We start from the raw sequence: 19152 nt of genomic DNA, 5'->3' as shown, positions 1-19152 counted from the left end.
AAAATTACAATTTTCAGTCTTTATATATATTAAAACTTTACAAAATGATTATTTCCAACCACAAATAATGGCTCCCATGACGCCTAAGGTTACAATCCAATAACCACTATTAATAAAAATATATTTGGCGCCTTTGCGTTCAAATAAAGCGTTTGTTCCTATAATAGGAAGCGCAATAAAAACACCAGTAAGAACACCATGTAAAGCACCATGTTTAAACGTTCTAAAAGCATCACCATAATCATTCATTATAGCATCATAAGATGGTAACGCAACAGAAGGGTCTCCACCAATTAAACTAAAAACACCCATTTGATGAATTACAATACCAGGAAGTGCTGTTGCTAATAAGAAAGCGAATAAGAGTGCTAAACCAAAAATCTTAGCCATATTTCCACCCTTTACTTGCTCGTCTGTCATGCCTGCTGCTTGCATCCAAGCGTTACCAAACACTTTTGGGTTGTACCAAATAAATCCGACAACTAATGCCGAAACTGCAGCAACTATGATTGCTGGAAAGTTTAAGAATTCCATAATAATTTTAGTTATAGTTAGAATATAAATATAAATAAAATTATAACACAATCATTATTTTAGTGATTTATAGGTTTTTCAAATTATGTTTTAAATGGCCTCAGACTCAGCTACTAACAATGGGTTTTTGTCTTCTAGAGCTTTAGCAATAAAATTATTTATAGCGTCATTTTTCACTTGTCCGTTTTCTAATAACACGCCCAAAGTAAGCACTACCGCGATTCTGGTTCCTACCTTTTTAGCTGCGGTATTAAACAAAGGTTCCAGCTCTTCGTAAGTTACCTTTTTAGAAAGTTCCTGAATCTCAGCTTTTATTTTTTGCTGTTTTATTTCTGGTAAGTTTGTGTACTTTTTTCCTAACTGTTGAATAACATCAATCGCTTTTCGTTTTGGTTGCTGCGATTTGTTGTTTTGTTGTTTTTGATTAGAACTATTTTGAGCTGGTTTGCTTCGACTATGCTCAGCACGGGTTTGTTTAGCCCAAGAATCACGTAATCCAACAGTTTTGTTAAATATAATTCTTTCTGAGGCAGTATCGTTATCCACATTAAAATACCCCAAACGTTGAAATTGAAATCTATCGCCTATTTTAGCTTCTTTTAAACTTGGCTCAGCAAAAGCTGGAATAACTTTTAAAGAGTTTGGGTTTATAAAATCCATAAAGTCTTTATCTTGATGACTATCTGGAGCTTCGTCCATGAATAAACGATCGTATTCTCTAACCTCAACTTTTATAGCGTGTTTAATGGACACCCAATGTAATGTTCCTTTTACTTTTCTAGAAGTGTCTTCGGAATAGGTACAGTGTATTTCAATAATGTTTCCATCAACATCTTTTTTAACACTTTCAGCTTTAATTATATAGGCGTTTTTAAGACGAACCTCACCGCCTAATTTCAGTCTAAAAAATTTATTACCAGCTGCTTCTTTAAAATCATCTTTTTCAATATATAGCTCGCGAGAGAAAGGTACTTTCCTAAACCCGGCACTATCATCTTCTTGATTATTTTCAGCCTCTAACCATTCTTCTTTACCTTCAGGATAGTTAGTAATTACCAACTTTACGGGATCTAGAACAGCCATTACTCGTGGTGCTGTTTTATTTAAATCTTCTCGAATACAGAATTCTAAAAGAGACACATCAATAACATTATCTCGTTTTGCAACACCAACAGTTTCTACAAATTTTCTAATAGCATTTGGAGTATAGCCGCGACGACGTAAACCAGAAATAGTAGGCATGCGCGGGTCGTCCCATCCATTTACAACACCATCATTAACTAATTGAAGCAGCTTACGCTTACTCATAATCGTGTAACTTAAGTTTAAACGTGCAAATTCACGTTGTTTAGGTCTTATAAGCGATGTGTCTACAACCTGGTCTAAAAACCAATCGTAAAGCTCTCTGTGAGGCTTAAACTCCAAAGAACATAGCGAATGTGATATTTGTTCTATATAATCACTTTCACCATGAGTCCAATCATACATAGGGTAAATACACCAATCGTTTGCTGTTCTATGATGATGTTTTTTTAAAATACGATACATAATCGGATCACGCATGAGCATGTTAGGATGCTGCATATCTATTTTAGCACGAAGGATATGTGAACCTTCTTCGAATTCACCGTTTTTCATGCGCTCAAATAAATCTAAATTTTCAGCAACACTTCTATTTCTAAAAGGCCCATCAACCCCTGGCTGAGTTGGTGTTCCTTTTTGTTCTGCCATGGCTTCACTAGATTGTGAATCTATATAGGCTTTACCTTCTTTTATAAGAACAATGGCCCAATCATAAAGTTGTTGAAAGTAATCTGAAGAAAATAATTCTTTATCCCATTTGTAGCCTAACCAAGCAACATCTTCTTTAATAGCATCTACATATTCCTGCTCTTCTTTTGCTGGGTTTGTGTCATCAAAACGAAGGTTAACAGGTGCGTTATATTTTTCACCTAGACCAAAACTAATACCAATGGCTTTTGTGTGACCAATATGTAAGTAACCATTAGGTTCTGGAGGAAATCTAAAACGCAACTCGTCTTTTGATATGCCATTAGATAAATCTTCTTCTATAATTTGCTCAATAAAATTGAGTGGTTTTCTTTCTTCAGACATTTTTTCTAATTTATTTCAGCTAAATAAACCCCAAAATTACGGAAATTCGAGTTATTTTAGCCCAACACTAAGAACATTTGAAAATATATTTGGGATAACATATTTAAGAAACGTAACAAACTTTTAATTATACAGACTTATAGGGTGTATAGTATTAACTTCTTAAATATTTAACCGATGCAAAATTTAAATTATGAGTGTCCAAAATGTCATAACAAAACTTATAAAATAGGTCAAATGAGGGCAACAGGAGGAACATTTTCTAAGATTTTTGATATACAAAATCAGAAATTCACTTCCGTTACATGCGAACGTTGCACCTATACAGAATTTTACAAAACCAAAACGAGTGCATTAAGCAACGTTTTTGATTTCTTTACAAATTAATGGGGATTATAAAAGTTGAAAATATTAGGGTATTTGCCTATCATGGTTGTCTTAAAGAAGAAACTAAAATAGGCAGTGATTATCGTGTTGATCTGGAGGTTAAAGCCGATTTGCAAAATTCAGCAAAGACGGATAAATTATCTGATACAGTTGATTATGTGTTTTTAAACCGAATTATTAAAGAAGAAATGGAAATTCCTTCTTATTTGCTAGAAACAGTGGCCAGGCGTATACTTGATAGAATTTTTAATGAAGATAAATTGGTGAAAAAAGCAACGGTTTGGGTAAGTAAATTAAACCCACCTATTGGGGGCGATGTTGAAAGGGTAACGATAAAAATGACCGATAAGCGTAAAAAGTAATTTAAAGTAAGGATAAGTTATATTTTTTTTTACTTTTGTACCCAGATTTCCGAGGCATTGGGAATGACTGTTTTTAAAGGTTTATTAAAAATACTTTTGATAGACTTTTTTCAAATTGGCGTCGTGGCCGAGTGGCTAGGCAGAGGTCTGCAAAACCTTCTACAGCGGTTCGAATCCGCTCGACGCCTCAAAAAACCTTCAAGTTTTACTTGAGGGTTTTTTTATGATAAGTTTTTAGAGAAATTAATTAAATAGAAGCAAAACCTTCTATTCGAATTTGTTTTTCAAATTTTATAGACACCTTAAAAAAAGCTTCCAGACTATTCTGGACGTTTTTCTTTTATGGGGTTTATTTGTTCTAACTTTTCTTTATTTTTTTCATATGCTTCAGGAAACAAACCCTGCACAAATAACAAAATTCCAAAACCTAAAATAACCATGGCAATTACTTTTTTAGTTTTAAAAATAAGCCGAGGTGTTAATTTCGCTTTTAACCTTTTGGCTACCAGTATTTTAATTAGATCCGTAACAAAATAAGATCCAATCATGGTAACAATAAAAACAATATCGCCGTTTTCTGATGTGGTTAATGTATCTCCCAATACCATAAAACCTAGCCAACCAATTAGAACACCAATATTTATAAAATTAAGTAAGAAGCCTTTTATAAAAAGCTTGCCATAATCTTTTTGAATTTCAACCTTGTGATATTCTTTAACGATTGCCCTAAAAGATTTTGATGTTTTTATGAAGGAAATGATACCATAAACAATTAATAAAACACCTCCAAAAACTAAAAAACTCGGATCGTTACTAATTTTCCCCCTTAAGTTATTGGTACTATAAAAAGCGATAACAATAAAAATAATATCGGCAAGAACAACTCCTAGGTCGAAAATTAATGCGCTTCTAAAACCTTTTGTGGCACTTGTTTCTAAAAGCACAAAAAATACGGGACCAATTGTAAAGGCTAGTATTATTCCAAAAGGAATGGCGGTTAAGATATCATCAAACATAACTTAAGAGAAGGTTTACACAAAGTAAAGAAATATTTTGTAACTAATGTAAGTATGATAGTCACAAATAACAAAAGGGTGTGATAGTAAAATCACACCCTTTCTTAGCGAATCAAACAAACTAAATACTTATGAAACTGCTATTTCTTAGTTTATACCTATACAGAAGTTTTGTTTTTATTAAAAAGCACAGGAGTTGAATAGAATTTAGGTTTTTCGTATTTATCCCATAACCCCCAAAATGCACCTACATCTCCTTCATCTCCTACTTTCCACGATTCATCAAATGATGAAAAATAGAAAATATCAATGTCATCTTGCTTAGACCATTGCTGGGTATTAATAAAGTACGTTATCGCGTTTATAAATGAAGGTAAAGCACCATTTAAGCCTTCACCCTGACTAGGCCATCCGGTTTCAGATATTATAACCTTTTTACCATTGGCTGCCTTTACGGCTTGGTTAAACATGTCCTTCATATAGATTAATGAATATTCTATGTTACACCCTTCCCAGTAAGGATAACAATTAGCCAAAATGACATCGCATGCTTCTGTTATTTTTGGTCGTTGTGTAAATTCGTAGTAAGCATCTACGTAGCCAACAGGAGTATCAGGAATTTTATTTTTTACATGGTAAATGAAACCCAAAAGCTCATCTTCTTTTAAATCACCCCTGTACATCACTTCATTTCCAACTGCTGCAATATCCACATAGCCTTCCTTAGCCAGTTTAATAAGGCCAGATATTTCCTTTTTATTTATTTCAGCATCATAACCTAACCATGCACCCACTAAGGTTTTAATTCCATACTCTTTAGCAATAATGGGAATCAATTCATTGCCGTCTGTGCAGGAAAACGATCGGATCCATTTGGTATATGGTTTTATAATCTCCATCCGGCGCCTAATTTGATCAACACTTATTTGATCTCCAGGCGACTGTCCTTCTTCATAAGGACTAAAGCATAATCCATGCATACCACTTTTAAGGACTCTTTTAAATGTATTCTGTAACCCTTTTATTGTTTTGTTTTCTAGGTTAAGGCCAGATAGGGCCATAATTTTATCTGATCTGTACGACATAGTTTGATGATTTTATATTTATAGTTCTCCTCTCCTTCTTACTAATTCTGCTTTAATCTCTCTGGCTCTTTTTTCATTTAGACTATATTTATACATAATCCAAATGGCTATTCCAGCAGTTACAGAAGGTATTATTATATCTGCAATTCTTAGACTGTGCATGGTTTCAGCACTTTGAGTTTCAGCATCAGAAATGAAGCCTACTAATTTTAAAACAAGACCACCTAAAAACAAAGCGATAGACTGTCCAATTTTAACCATCCACCAATAAATAGCACCGAATGTTCCTTCTTTACGAGGCATTCCGTTTTCTAATTCATCTAAATCACATACATCTGCGGTCATACTCATCATTAAAGTGAACAACCCTCCTAGGCCAAAGGCTATGAATGGTATCGGCATAAAAATTAGCCACGGCGATCCTTGACTTGTATCAATACTAAACCAAGACATGCCTACACTTTCTAAAAATGGATTTAAAGACTCAAATAAAGAAGCTACTCCACTATTTAGAGATTGACCAAATTCTGTTTTGTTGAAGTTTTCATTTAGTCCATTATCAAATCCCCACCACTTTAATATGTAGCCAATTATTGAAATAACTGTTGAAATAATAAAGGCTTTTCGTTTACCCCATTTGTTTGCCATTTTAGATATAATGGGAATCACAATAAAAGCGGTTATAACTGCTGTTATTGTTGAAAACCAGGCTGGCCATGTACCGGCATTTGCATAACTTCCATTATACATATAAAATACAATGATATATACACTAAAAGCCGCGACCATTTGAAACCCATTAAAGACTAAGAATGTTGCACCACAAAGCTTCATAAACGGTTTGTTTTTTGAAACCTGTTTAATACCATCCCATAAATCTTTAAGGTTTGAGGCTAGTGTTTTAAATGTAATTTCTTTTCTATTTTCCATATTTGCAGAGTCAATACCTCTACAGAAAATAGCAGGTAGTAAGCCTAAAATAACGCAAGCAAAACCTACAATTATAGATAGGTGTCTTACACCTACGGCTTGCGATTCATATATTTGAGGATCGGCAATGATTACCCAAAACCAAGGCACAATCATCCAAGCAATTTGACCCATAGTATTTGAAAAAGCCATAAGTCTGGTACGTTCATTATAATCTGATGTCATTTCATAGCCCAAACCAACTAACGGCGTAGCATACATCGTATTACCAGCTAAAAAGAGTATGGATAGTGTAAGAAAGTACCAGAAATTATACATTTGAGAATTTTCAGGGGACATTTGCCATGATAAAGCAAATAATATCCCACTTAAAATTGCACCTACAAATATATAAGGTCTTCGTCGTCCCCATTTTGATTTTGTATTATCAGAAATGAAACCCATTATAGGATCTGAAAGCGCGTCAAAAAGCCTAGGAAGTGCTCCTAGTATCCCTGCATAAAGCGGATCCATCCCAAAAGCGGTAAGTAAAAAGAACATAAAGAATCCTAAGGCACCTGGTAATAAGTTAAGGACAAAATGACCAGCTCCAAAAGCGGCTTTTTGCCCTATGGGGACTCTATCTTTCGCTGCAGTTTTTATATTTGACATATCTTATAGCTATTAGTTAGTTAAACTTCATTTAATTAGAAATTACAATAGTTTGAATGGCTTTAGCATCTATTGTAAAGTGTTTCACTTTTCCATGCATCGACAGGTTAATACTTTTAGGGGTTTCGGTTTCGTTAAAAGTCACAACGACGATAGACCCATCTGGGTTTTGAGCTGCTGTAACCATAAGTTTTTCATCTGAATTTTCTAGTCCAATAATTTTTGCTCCGGGTCTGATATATTTGCTAAAATGAGCCATAGTGTAATAAATAGGCGTGAAGTAAACTTCATTGGCATCAGGGTCAACAATCACAGGAGCTACACACCAATTCTTAAACCAGTTAGGGCCTCCTTGCCTGTCTAATACCATATTCCAGTCTACCCATCCATCTACCCAGTTATTCAAACACCCGATAATGTCTCTCGCATATCGGTTTACAGGAGCATATTTTGGATGTAAATATTTTTCGGCTTCGGAGGCCCAATCCCAGCCCCAATCTGTTGCTTCTTTACTCCAGTACCAAGCATCATCTTTCCACTTAGGCACTTCAGAATCCACACAGCCTTCAGTTTCTATTAAGAATTTATCGGGAGCTTTATTATGAGCATATTGCAAGGCTTCCGGGAAATAGTCATAAGTACTTTCATACCAATGTATGGCCGTTCCATCAAAGTATTTTGAGGAGGCTTCATCTCTGTACATTTCATCTACCCATTCTTTCAGTCCTGCTCGGTTTTGATCGTACCCTAAAATAATTTTATCACCATATCCGTCATGTTCTAATTTTGGCCCTAAGTGAAACTGAACAAAATCGGTCATCTCTTTGGGAGAAAAATGCATACTCTCCCAATTATTGCCATTTCCGTGAGGTTCATTTTCAACAGTGAATCCCCAAATATTAATACCTTCAGCTTTATAGGCATCTAGGTATTTAGAGAAGAAGAGTGCCCAGGTGTCGTAATATTCAGGGCGTAGTTTACCACCTACCCAACTGTTATTGTCCTTCATCCATGGAGCGGCTGACCATGGAGACGCAAATATTTTAAACCCATCTTCAGAAATCGCTATGGCATCTTTTATCATAGGGATTAAATCGTCCATATCTTCTTCTATGGTAAAATGGTCTAAATTTTTGTCGCCTTCTACTGGTGAATATGAATAATTGGTTAGTGAAAAATCACAAGAATTCATGTGTGTTCTGGTAAGCGAATATCTAGCGCCTTCTTTAGCAAAGTAAGCTCTTAAAATAGTATCACGATTTTCTTTACTTAACTTGTTTAGCAGATAAGCCGAAGACTCTGTAAAAGCCCCTCCAAAACCTGTAATGGTTTGAAAGGTTTGGTCTGGTTTCAAGCGTATAGTCACTTCAATATCTGACTTTTGAAACGCATTAATTTTAGTCAGTTGATTTCCTTTAGCTGAAGTTTCAAAAACCTCAGCCTGCAATTTGTTTTCTGATTCCGTACAACTCATCATTATAAATAAAAGACCGTAGACATAATATTTTAAAGGTTTCATAATCATTTACTATATATTTTAATGTGTGACACTAAATTCTGCATGGGTCGGAGGCACTAAAACCTCTTGCATTAAAGCTTCTTTGTTTCCATTGTAGGTTTTAGTTATTGGGTTTCCATCTCTGGTTAATCCATCGAACACGCCTCTATCAACCATATCCCATAAGGCATATTTAGCTTGCCCTTTTAAATTGATGAGTCCAAAGTGGTTTTCCGACCCTAATTTGTGAGCGGCATCTTTCCATTGTTCATCAAAAGCTTCAAAATAGAAGCAGGAGATGTTGGATTTGTTGGTCCAATCCCTCATCAATTCATGATAACGACCGGATTTATATTCGTCTGTAGCCCTAGATCCGTTTTTGCTATAGTGTCCATTTGAGACGGTTGCCCATCCTGTTTCTCCAATATGAATGGGTTTGTTTACACCCAAACTTTTTACATAGTTTGAAACACTGTCGTATTGTGCTTTGGAAAAATTAAGTGCACGTTGCATCGCCGATTCAATTTTTTCGTGATCTGAAAGGCCGGATTCGCTCTCAGGAGCTAACCAAAATTCAGGATTATAATGGGTATTGTGCATTGGGTATGTATGCATGGAAATATAATCGACTGCCTTGATTAGTTTTTCCAAGTCTTTAGTATGATAGCTTGCATCGCCGCCGCCCCAAGAAGAAAAATCATCTGAACTGGTTATCCATAAAGACTCCGGAAGCTCTCCTAATTTCTTTAATTCTTGTAGATGGGTTACCCACTTTAAAATGACATTGGGGCGGACAAAGTAACTTGTTGCCCAATTTACCATAGCTTCGTTTCCGACCGCAATAATCTTTACAATATCTGGATATATTTTAGCCAAGGCGACTGCTCTTTTAATTTCGGCTGCATTGTTTTCGCTTTCAATGTCGTGATTGGGTGCTTTGTCTGTCCATGCATTTTGGCAATCAATCCAGGCACCTAACATCACGTACATTTCAAAAGTTGGGTCGTCGCTTTTTAATTCTCTTATCGCTTTTAATATGTTCGGGGCTTGTTGCAGTTGTACATTGTAAGTACGTAATATTTTAATTCCCATAGCTGCTAAAATTTTCATGTCTTCTTTTAGCTGAGGTATAGTTGGTTGAATATCTCGAGATATTTGTCTGTAACCTCCATATGAAATGGCTAAATATTTCGGGTTTCCTAAAATATCTGCTGCAGTTATATATTTTTCTTCAGTCACTTTTTTTATTGCTTTTTTAGACTTATTTGCACATCCTGTTGTGGCAATTAAAATGGTTAGTAATAAGAGTCTTTTTAAATTGGTTTTCATTGGTTTGCCTTTATCTTTTTAGCAATACATTTATTTGATTTACCTGTCCTTTTCTTTGAAATATTGACTCGGAAATTTGTGAATCAAGACTTAAATTATCAAAGTTCAATTGTCTGTTATTATTAAAAACTACTTGTAGGCTATCTTTGTTTGAAAGCTTATAGGTAATAGGGACTTGGCAGTACATAAAGCAAAGCGTGTCTGGGTCTAATATCATTTCCCATTCCTCTTTTATAACATCTGTATAGCTGAAAATTTTAGGCGTTTTTAAAAATTCTTCTTTACGTAGTAAACATGGATTGAATGTGATACAACCATCTTTCACAAAAACACCTAATTCACCAATCCTACTTAGAATATCTTCTTTAACCTGACCTGTCATTCCTGGTTGTTGTGCACCTTTGGTAGCTGGTGTATGCGAGTAAGGGTCGGTTGGAAATGCCCCATAAAGTTCTGGCGATTTATGTACGCCTATGCCCGCGTTTATTTCATAGTAATGATCTAGAAGTTTCCCAATAAGTTTCTCGCTTTTATTGGTATTTACAGCTAACAAGCAGTTTTCCTGAACAGCTAATAATAATTTGGAGACCATGTGCCAATAAATAGACCCTAAACCTTCATAGCCGAAAAATGTTCCTGATCGACCGGTAAATGATTTATGATCAAAAATGGCTTCAAAAATGGCTAATAATAACCCGGTATCTTTTTTTACAAGGTATTTATATTCGTCTTTAGACAAATTTTCTAAAGCTTCTTTTAGACTATTGGCATTATTGAAATTACCATTAAAATGATACCCACCTAAGACATCTTTTTCAATAATATGATTATTCCCGTCTTTTATTAATCGCTTTAATAAATCAGATTGTTCTACTTTTTCAGGCGGGATGTTATTTTTCTTATCAAATCGAGGTAATTCTTTGTCTGGGTATAAAATATAACTGTATTGGTCATCTCTAAAGAGCGCACTCTTTTTTAAGCCATCTAATAAGTCTAAAGCTTCTTTTGGAGACAAATAACCTGAGCTTAAAGCGGCTACTTGTCCTTCTAGCATTTCTGGTAAATAAGAGATGGATACTTCCTCGTCATTTTCAACCGTCATTAAGTTATATGCATGGAACATATTGTCTTCACGCTTATTGGCATCAATGGTATGTTGTAAATAGTTTTTGGATACTGTTATAAAATCTAAAATTGCTGATTGAGTTATAATGGATTTGTTACTTGTAAATCCATCATTATAAATAGTATTTCTATACTTACTTCCTGCTGAACCTAAACCGTCCAGAATAGTCTTTCTATCTTTATTTGATACGTTTCCTGAAAGTGTGTGTTTATTTGTTTCTAATGTTGACACAATTTCATCAAAGCAAGTTTTTAATGCTTCAGATATTTCAATTTGTTTTGTTTTGGACTTTTTAACAATCTTTTCGAAGAAATTTAAAAAACGATATAAATAGTAAAGGGTTACCATGGATACACCATTGCCCACTAAGGCATTATTAGCATCATTCCATTCAGGTCGTTGTGTGTTTAACCAAATACCGCCTTCTGGAATAAAGTTAGATACTTTAGCTAATACCGTAGTGATTAGCTTTTCAATTAAATTGACTTTGTAAATAGCATCTTTTTTATCTCTTAGCAATGCACCGTCTGCTCCTAATTTCTGTTTTGCTTCATTAATTTTTGCATCTAGCTTGTGGTCAAAAGCAATAGTGTCTTTTGGGTTAATGAGTGTATCCTGATAACTTTTTATTTTATAAGGCACATTAGCGTATACAAAGATATCCTGATCAAAGCGTGCTTCAAGTTTGCCAGGGAAATGGTCTTCTATAAATTCTAAAAACTTAAGTAAGTAAATGATTTGATGATCGCCCCAATATCCAATATAAGACCATGGATCGTTTTCCTCAATAATCTCCCAATCGAAGCCATCCTTAGTCACACGGTATGGGTTATAACCTTCAAATGTGGTTGCATTTAAAAACTTATGAATCATACTCTCTATAAATTCTGGGTATGAATGTGCAAGTGCTTCCCAATTTTGAAAAATATCCCGCCAGTTGCCTTCGTAGTCTAATATCTTAGAACCATCAATTTCGCTATGTGTATTTATCGAAAATTTATTCCAAGGTCTACTAGGATCACCATGCCGTCTACTAAATTTTAATGGTAAATATTCAAAACTAAGTCGCTTAAAAATAGCATCTACATCTTGTTCTGCAAGATTTTTTAAATAACTAAGAGTGAATGCTTCGGGTAAATTTTTTAACTGACTGTTCTTTTTATTGAAGAACGTTTTATTAGCCTTGGCTATATATTTTATAAAATCAACTTTTTCAATATTGTAACCATCATCAAAAATACCACCACGCATGATATTAAACAGTGTGTTAGAGAAATGCCTGGTGTTGATTAAAGGATCTGCGGTTAATTGTAATCCGTCTGAAGCACTTGTTAACTGAATTAAGTTTTTAGTTCCAGCATCAATATCTTTTTGAATAAGATTAGCAATATCTTTTTCATTTTCAATGATTTTTGAAACCTTAACAATATCTGAAATGGACTGATTAACATTCGCTACAAACATCCAGTTTTTTTCTGTTCCTGCTTCTAATGTTATTTCGGCTGATATAAAATAGGCTCCTTTCTCTGCTTTCACATCAACTTCCTGATGAATGTCTTGATGCTTCCTAAAATTGTCTAATTGTTGTGAGGACAATAAGTGAGTAGGTTTTTTAAGCCCAGATGACCATACAATATTAGCCTTTAAGGCTTCACTTGGTTCTGCCTTATCTACAATAACCGCACTTAAGGCATAAATGCCTAAGCCAACTTCTGTTTGCAATTCACTCTTTTTATAGGCATCTACTAAATTACTTCTACCGCTTTGTGTATCGGCGGTTACGCTTGCGGGTAAAATATTTTGTAATCCATCTAAAACATTAACATTAATTTTAAAATCAGAATTATTTATTAATGTTGATTTTTTTACAAACCCAAATTCATTGCTAGTGTTCCAATGATATCTGTATGTTAAGCCTAAATCAAGGTTATTCTCTTCAAAAACAATTTTATTCCCATATATATTTTTATACAGATTTGTTTGGGTCTTGTAAATACCCATTTGGCGTATAGAAAATGGTTCCCAAATGTGTAGCTTTCCATTTTTATGGATCTGAAAAATAGCCTTACTTCCCGTAATTTCAGATGATTCGGTTATTTTATCATCTGTATAATAAGGAAATAATGAAAACTCTGCATTTTTTCTTCCGGCGGTTAAACCTCCATTACTTGAAATAAACATCCAGTGATTAGAATCGCTGACTATGCTCATAAAGAAAGCGCGCATCGCATCGCTATTAGAAATTTTATAATAGGTTTCATTTTCAAAGCTCACAAAGTCCCCTTTTATAGTACTCATATGATTTGAAATTTTAGGTTCGTCTATAAAAACTGTACTATTCATTTAACTTTTTTAAAGTTTATTTTAATAAAAAGGCTAGCTAGTGGATTACATTTGTGCTAGCCTTTCTTTGTCTACATTATGTTTATTTATTATTCTTGAATTAACCTTATTCAAGTCTTATATCATCAAAATAATAGGTTTCTTCTGAATCTGTAAGCGTACCATCTGTACCGTCTGGGTTATCTGGTTTTACAACCAATTGATTAAGTCCGGTATTATTACCAGGGATGCCCGTAAATACAACTTCCACCTCAGTCCAAGTATTAGCCTGTGTTATCGTTCTATACTGTGGTCCTGGGTTTCCAGAACCAGGAGGTTGGGGATCACTATTCACTTCAAACTTCATAACAACATTTGCTTTTGTTGAATACACTTTGAACTTAAATGTTTTGGTAGCATCAAAATTACTAGGGAAAGGGTTTTGGAAACCAGCCCATCTATTCGTTCCGTTGGCTTTAACGACTTTCAACACATTGTCTGTAGTGTTTATGCCTCCTTTTGCAGGGTTAGCCGAAAGCTCTGTCGTAATACTTCCATCATTAGCAAAGGTGCTAATGAAAGATTCACAGCTTTCAAAATTTACTGGAAATGCTGTTGCAGCTATTGCCGAACCAGAACAACCGGTACCACCTGTTGAACCTGATTTATAGAAATACAGATTGTCCATGAAAACTACAGCTGGATTCACACCTTTTTGTGCATCAATTTTGAACTGTAATATTTTAGTAAAATCTACCCCTGTAAAATCAGTTACAGGAATATCATAACTTTTCCATTCACCTTGGGTTAGACCTGCTAAGCCTACTAGTAATTCGTTTGGAGGGCTTATCGGAGTTATTTCTAACACGGTAGCATCAGGTGTCCAAATATCGACATGTAAAAATTCCATATCAGAGAAATCGGTATCTCCAGCCAATTGCATTCCTATGAATTTCACATTGCTATACTTTATGGCATCATTACCTTGAATAGCCACCGTTTCGGAAACTAAATCGCCTTGCCAGTTGGTATCTAGATTAGTGCCCGCTATGTCTGTATAGGTATCACTAAATACTGATTTAACATTTGCAGCATCCTGAGTTGGTGTTGGTGCCGCCATGGTTGGTTCTGTAGGTGCAGCTCCTGATTTATAGAAATACAGGTTATCCATATAAACAACACCTGGATTCACACCTTTTTGCGCATCAATTTTGAACTGCAATATTTTAGTAAAATCAACCCCTGTAAAATCGGTTACAGGAATGTCATAACTCTTCCATTCACCTTGTGTTAAATTTGGTAAGCCCACTAATAATTCGTTTGGAGGGCTTATCGGAGTTATTTCTAACACCGTAAGATCAGGCGTCCAAACATCGACATGTAAAAATTCCATATCAGAGAAATCGGTATCTCCAGCCAATTGCATCCCTATGAATTTCACATTGCTATATTTTATGGCATCGTTACCTTGAATAGCCACCGTTTCTGAAACAAGGTCGCCTTGCCAGTTGGTGTCCAGATTAGTACCTGCTATATCGGTATATGTATCACTAAATACTGATTTAACATTCGCAGCGTCCTGAGTTGGTGTTGGAGCTGCCATTGTTGGTTCTGATCCACCTGTTGATCCTGATTTATAGAAATACAGGTTGTCCATATAAACTACAGCTGGATTCACACCTTTTTGTGCATCAATTTTGAACTGTAATATTTTAGTAAAATCTACCCCTGTAAAATCAGTTACAGGAATATCATAACTTTTCCATTCACCTTGGGTTAGACCCGCTAAGCCTACTAGTAATTCGTTTGGAGGGCTTATCGGCGTTATTTCTAACACGGTAGCATCAGGTGTCCAAATATCGACGTGTAAAAATTCCATATCAGAGAAATCGGTATCTCCAGCCAATTGCATTCCAATGAATTTCACATTGCTATACTTTATGGCATCATTACCTTGAATAGCCACCGTTTCGGAAACTAAATCGCCTTGCCAGTTGGTATCTAGATTAGTGCCCGCTATGTCTGTATAGGTATCACTAAATACTGATTTAACATTTGCAGCATCCTGAGTTGGTGTTGGTGCTGCAGTTGTTGGCTCTGTAGATGTACCACCTCCATCACCAAAGGAAATATCATCAAAATAATAAGTTTCTTCAGCATCTGTTAAGGTACCGTCTGTACCATCTGGATTATCTGGTTTTATAACCAACTGATTAAGACCTGTGTTATTACCAGGTATTCCCGTAAATATTACTTCTACTTCAGTCCACGTGTTAGCATCTGTTATAGTTGCATATTGAGGTCCGGGGTTTCCAGAACCAGCAGGTTGAGGGTTGCTATTTACCTCAAATTTCATAACAGCATTGGCTTTAGATGAGTATACTTTAACCTTAAGTGTTTTTGTAGCATCAAAATTTTCAGGAAATGCGTTTTGAAATCCAGCCCATCTATTAGTTCCGTTAGCTTTGATTACTTTTAAAACATTATCTGAGGTATTCACACCTGTTTTATCCGGGTTGCCCGAAAGCTCTGTTGTAATACTTCCATCGTTTGCAAATGAATCTATAAAAGATTCACAAGCTTCAAAATCTACAGGGAATACAGTTGCTGCAACAGGCGTATCTGTGCATGCTCCCCCAGTAGTATCTGTTTCAACTTGCTCTAAATTGTCGAAGTAAAAAGTACCTGAAGTTGTGCCAGGACCATCTACAAAAATCACCAGTTTAGGATAAGTTCCTGAATCGGAAAAATTAAAAGAGAGTTCTTCCCATCCTGTACCGCCATGATTAACTGTAACTTCGGTAAAAGCATTTTCTGAAACCTCAAGTTTAAGTAGTATGCTAATTGGAGTGTCTGACCAAAAATCCATTTTTATGGTTTTTTCTGTAGATAGGTCTATTGAAGTTCCTAACTCGAAAGCAACACCTTCAAAAGTGGCTCCGCTATTGGTTAATGCTCCAACTTTGGAAGCATCAGTATTTGACCCTGCAGGATCTGGGTTATCTACTATTGCAAAAGAAGCACCGCTAAAAGGATCACCTCCATAATTCACATCATCAGAATCGAATGAGATAGGGAATGCAACAGCTTCCGGAATTGCTATTTCGATGTCGTCTTCAAACGTATCAGATGCTCCTGCAACATTTACAGACTTAAGTGTAATAGTATAAGTACCATTGGTATAAACTTTTACTGGATTAATAAGAGTAGATGTGTCATCATCTCCAAAATTCCATTCATAGGTATTTGCGTTTTCTGATATATTGATAAAGGTTACGGTTCCCGTATTCATATCAACGGTATAACTAAAACCAGCTTCAACTCTTGGTAATACGGCATCATCATCTTCACATGCATTGAAGGATAATGCCAATATCAAAATGGATATATATTTAAATGTTTTTGTTATAGTTTTCATTGTTTTTTATTTTGAGTTAGTTGCTTCTATTATAAACACGTACATAATCTACAAGCATGGTTTGAGGGAATACGGTTTCTGCGTTTGGTGAACCTGGTAATTGGCCTCCAACAGCTACATTTAATATGATGTAGAAAGGGCCTTGATTAAACACCCATTCTCCGGGAACGTCGTCGGGTGTTATTTGATTATATAATACATCATCAACGTAGTAATTAATATAATCAGGTCCCCATTCTATACCGAATATGTGAAAACCTGTATCGAATCTATCGTTGTTTAATATGTATGGTTTACTTATAGATTCACCACCAGAATACCCAGGACCGTGAACGGTACCAAATATCTTGGACGGTTCATTTCCTAAATATTCCATAATATCTATTTCACCTATTTGTGGCCAAACTTCTGTACCGTTAGAATCGTCTCCCAATAACCAAAATGCAGGCCAGATACCTTGTCCATATGGCAACCTGATACGAGCTTCAAAACGTCCATAGGTTTGTTCAAACTTTCCTTTAGTTAAAAGTCTTGCTGAGGTATAAGAAGATTGTTCAAACTGTTCTTGTTTTGCCGTTATAATGAGCACACCATTTTGTACTGTAACATTTTCTGTACGGTTTGTGTAATATTGTAATTCATTATTACCCCAACCGTTTTCTCCTGTTCCTATGTCAAACCCCCAAATGGTTGAATTAGGCGCTCCATCTGTGTCAAACTCATCCGCCATAACCAGTTCTGTAAACGTAGCTACAGTTTGTGTTTCATCAGTTTCACAGCTAGATATCACAAAAAAGGAAACCATCAAGAGCACTGAAATGAATAGCTCTTTTATTTTATATGTATGTTTTTTAGTCATCTTAATTTCTTTTTAAAATTTATAGTATCTAGCTTATTCTGTGTAGAAGTATATGTTATCGACAATAATGGATGAAAGTGTAAGTCCAGAGACAAATGTTATTGAACCCATATGAGCTCTATTGGCAATACCACCGCTAAAATTATTACCACCTGTTGGGTTTGTAAAATTGTCCAATGATAGATCGAAGCTCATCCATGTTCCACTTGTTAATTCGCTTGAAGGTATACTAAGTCCACCACCATTATCAACAAAAGGTTCTATGACACCGTCACTTCCAGCATTAACTAGTTCCACCGTTAATTGATCACCCGAGTCGATTGATTCTTGGATATATAAATCAAAATGTATTCTATTCTGACTGGTTAGGTTTACCGTTGGGTTTACAAATTGTGTGGTTACAAAACCAAAATCTTGATCGAAATTATTATATAAGAGAATATTGTCATTCCCTAAACTAGCTACACCACCTGTGGTGCCCTGACCCTGAAAATTTCCGTTATAAAAATCAACCGGGATATTTGTATAGGCATCACTAAAAATCGATATCACATTGGATTCTGGTAGTGTTGGTGTTGGAGCTGGTTGTAAACCACCATTGGATGTTACTTTTAACGATCCCTTAGCTTCAACACCCGCCAAAACTGCGGTTATGCTTGCCGTACCTTGACTGTTAACTGTGACCAAGCCTTTTTCATCTACACTGGCAACACTTGGCTCTGATGACGTAAACGTGAAATAGGCAGGTGCTGTGTTTACTGTTACATTCCTTCCATTTGCATTAAACGTTTGTGTAAGGCCACTTGCTGCCAAGTCTATTTGACTGCCGTTAAAAGATTGTTGTTCTACATCCTGACCGCTTAAAATAACAGGTTGTGGCTGTGCAACTGTTCCAAGTTTTTCAAACTTAACTTCATCTATCCAAAAGGTATAGCCTACTTCACTACCTACAGGACCTATACCTCCTGCTGAGTATCTTAACAGACCACGTTCTTGAATGAGTTTGGACGGATCTGGGATAGGAACAACATATTTCACCCAATTTGTTGTTAAGTCTATATTTGTTCTAGTGGTCACGTATTTATTTTCACCAAAGTCTTCTCCAAAACCAAATTCTCCTATCGTGACTGCTTGAGAAGCCTTTGCCCAAAATGTTAGGGCATCAAAACCTGACAAATCTCTACCAGACCCATCTCCATCTATTCTAAAGATGGCTCCTGCGAAGTTTCCATCAGGATCGTTAGCATTTGGGACATCAAAACGCATGGATGCCGTACCTTCATAACTTACATCATCATCTACAGTCCAGGCTGTGGCTTTTGATCCGATATAAGGAAAATAAAAATTAGTACCTAAACCAACAGGGGCGTCCGTAAAAACTTCTGCTGTATTTGGGAATGTTGCAAATACGGCTTCATCAGATAACTCTCTTTCACAACTTACTACGATTGTAAACATGAACCCTAAAAGGCATATGATCTTTGTATATGTAAATGTTATATTTTTCATCTTAAATCTTA

Annotated in this window: 13 protein-coding genes and 1 tRNA gene; 3 read left to right on the top strand and 11 right to left on the bottom strand. The window is 35.5% G+C overall.

Annotated elements, in window-relative coordinates:
• Window positions 1-48 precede the first annotated feature (48 nt).
• A complete protein-coding gene (locus tag Q4Q34_RS07355; protein WP_303316613.1) occupies window positions 49-534 on the bottom strand; it encodes a DUF1761 domain-containing protein in 486 nt (161 codons plus the stop codon).
• Window positions 535-624: 90 nt separating this feature from the next.
• Window positions 625-2649: a glutamine--tRNA ligase/YqeY domain fusion protein gene (locus Q4Q34_RS07350; RefSeq protein WP_303316612.1), complete on the bottom strand. Its 2025-nt coding sequence runs from the start codon at window positions 2647-2649 to the stop codon at window positions 625-627.
• A 177-nt stretch (window positions 2650-2826) separates the two neighbouring features.
• Here Q4Q34_RS07350 and Q4Q34_RS07345 point away from each other — a divergent pair, with 177 nt between their 5' ends.
• The 3 genes from Q4Q34_RS07345 to Q4Q34_RS07335 all read left to right on the top strand — a co-directional run bounded on the left by Q4Q34_RS07345 (window position 2827) and on the right by Q4Q34_RS07335 (window position 3586).
• Window positions 2827-3036, top strand: coding sequence for a zinc ribbon domain-containing protein (locus tag Q4Q34_RS07345; protein ID WP_303316611.1), 210 nt, complete (start codon window positions 2827-2829; stop codon window positions 3034-3036).
• Window positions 3036-3398, top strand: coding sequence for a dihydroneopterin aldolase (gene folB, locus Q4Q34_RS07340; protein ID WP_135875995.1), 363 nt, complete (start codon window positions 3036-3038; stop codon window positions 3396-3398). Before Q4Q34_RS07345 ends, folB begins: the two co-directional genes overlap by 1 nt.
• Before the next feature lie 117 nt (window positions 3399-3515).
• Window positions 3516-3586, top strand: a tRNA-Cys gene (locus tag Q4Q34_RS07335).
• Between the two features lie 132 nt (window positions 3587-3718).
• Here the strand turns inward: Q4Q34_RS07335 and Q4Q34_RS07330 are convergent.
• The 9 genes from Q4Q34_RS07330 to Q4Q34_RS07290 form a co-directional block, all read right to left on the bottom strand.
• The gene (locus tag Q4Q34_RS07330; RefSeq protein ID WP_303316610.1) at window positions 3719-4414 is read right to left on the bottom strand and encodes a LysE family translocator; all 696 of its coding nucleotides are present in this window, start codon (window positions 4412-4414) and stop codon (window positions 3719-3721) included.
• A gap of 158 nt (window positions 4415-4572) precedes the next feature.
• Window positions 4573-5499, bottom strand: a complete 927-nt coding sequence (locus Q4Q34_RS07325) for a glycoside hydrolase family 17 protein (protein WP_303316609.1) — start codon at window positions 5497-5499, stop codon at window positions 4573-4575.
• An 18-nt stretch (window positions 5500-5517) separates the two neighbouring features.
• Complete coding sequence (locus Q4Q34_RS07320) at window positions 5518-7080, bottom strand: MFS transporter (RefSeq protein ID WP_303316608.1); 1563 nt, start codon at window positions 7078-7080, stop codon at window positions 5518-5520.
• 31 nt (window positions 7081-7111) lie between these two features.
• Window positions 7112-8599, bottom strand: a complete 1488-nt coding sequence (locus Q4Q34_RS07315) for a glycoside hydrolase family 30 protein (RefSeq protein ID WP_303316607.1) — start codon at window positions 8597-8599, stop codon at window positions 7112-7114.
• A gap of 18 nt (window positions 8600-8617) precedes the next feature.
• Window positions 8618-9907, bottom strand: a complete 1290-nt coding sequence (locus Q4Q34_RS07310; protein WP_303316606.1) for a glycoside hydrolase family 17 protein — start codon at window positions 9905-9907, stop codon at window positions 8618-8620.
• Between the two features lie 10 nt (window positions 9908-9917).
• Window positions 9918-13376: a hypothetical protein gene (locus Q4Q34_RS07305; RefSeq protein WP_408611532.1), complete on the bottom strand. Its 3459-nt coding sequence runs from the start codon at window positions 13374-13376 to the stop codon at window positions 9918-9920.
• A 106-nt stretch (window positions 13377-13482) separates the two neighbouring features.
• On the bottom strand, window positions 13483-16773 hold the full coding sequence (locus Q4Q34_RS07300) for a PKD domain-containing protein (protein ID WP_303316605.1): 3291 nt from the start codon (window positions 16771-16773) through the stop codon (window positions 13483-13485).
• A gap of 16 nt (window positions 16774-16789) precedes the next feature.
• Complete coding sequence (locus tag Q4Q34_RS07295) at window positions 16790-17632, bottom strand: glycoside hydrolase family 16 protein (protein WP_303316604.1); 843 nt, start codon at window positions 17630-17632, stop codon at window positions 16790-16792.
• A 33-nt stretch (window positions 17633-17665) separates the two neighbouring features.
• The gene (locus Q4Q34_RS07290; RefSeq protein ID WP_303316603.1) at window positions 17666-19141 is read right to left on the bottom strand and encodes an Ig-like domain-containing protein; all 1476 of its coding nucleotides are present in this window, start codon (window positions 19139-19141) and stop codon (window positions 17666-17668) included.
• Window positions 19142-19152 lie beyond the last annotated feature (11 nt).

Source organism: Flavivirga abyssicola, from assembly GCF_030540775.2.
GTDB lineage: Bacteria > Bacteroidota > Bacteroidia > Flavobacteriales > Flavobacteriaceae > Flavivirga > Flavivirga abyssicola.
The sequence above is the reverse complement of the archived record's forward strand: the minus strand, read 5'-3'. Positions and strand labels throughout refer to the sequence as shown.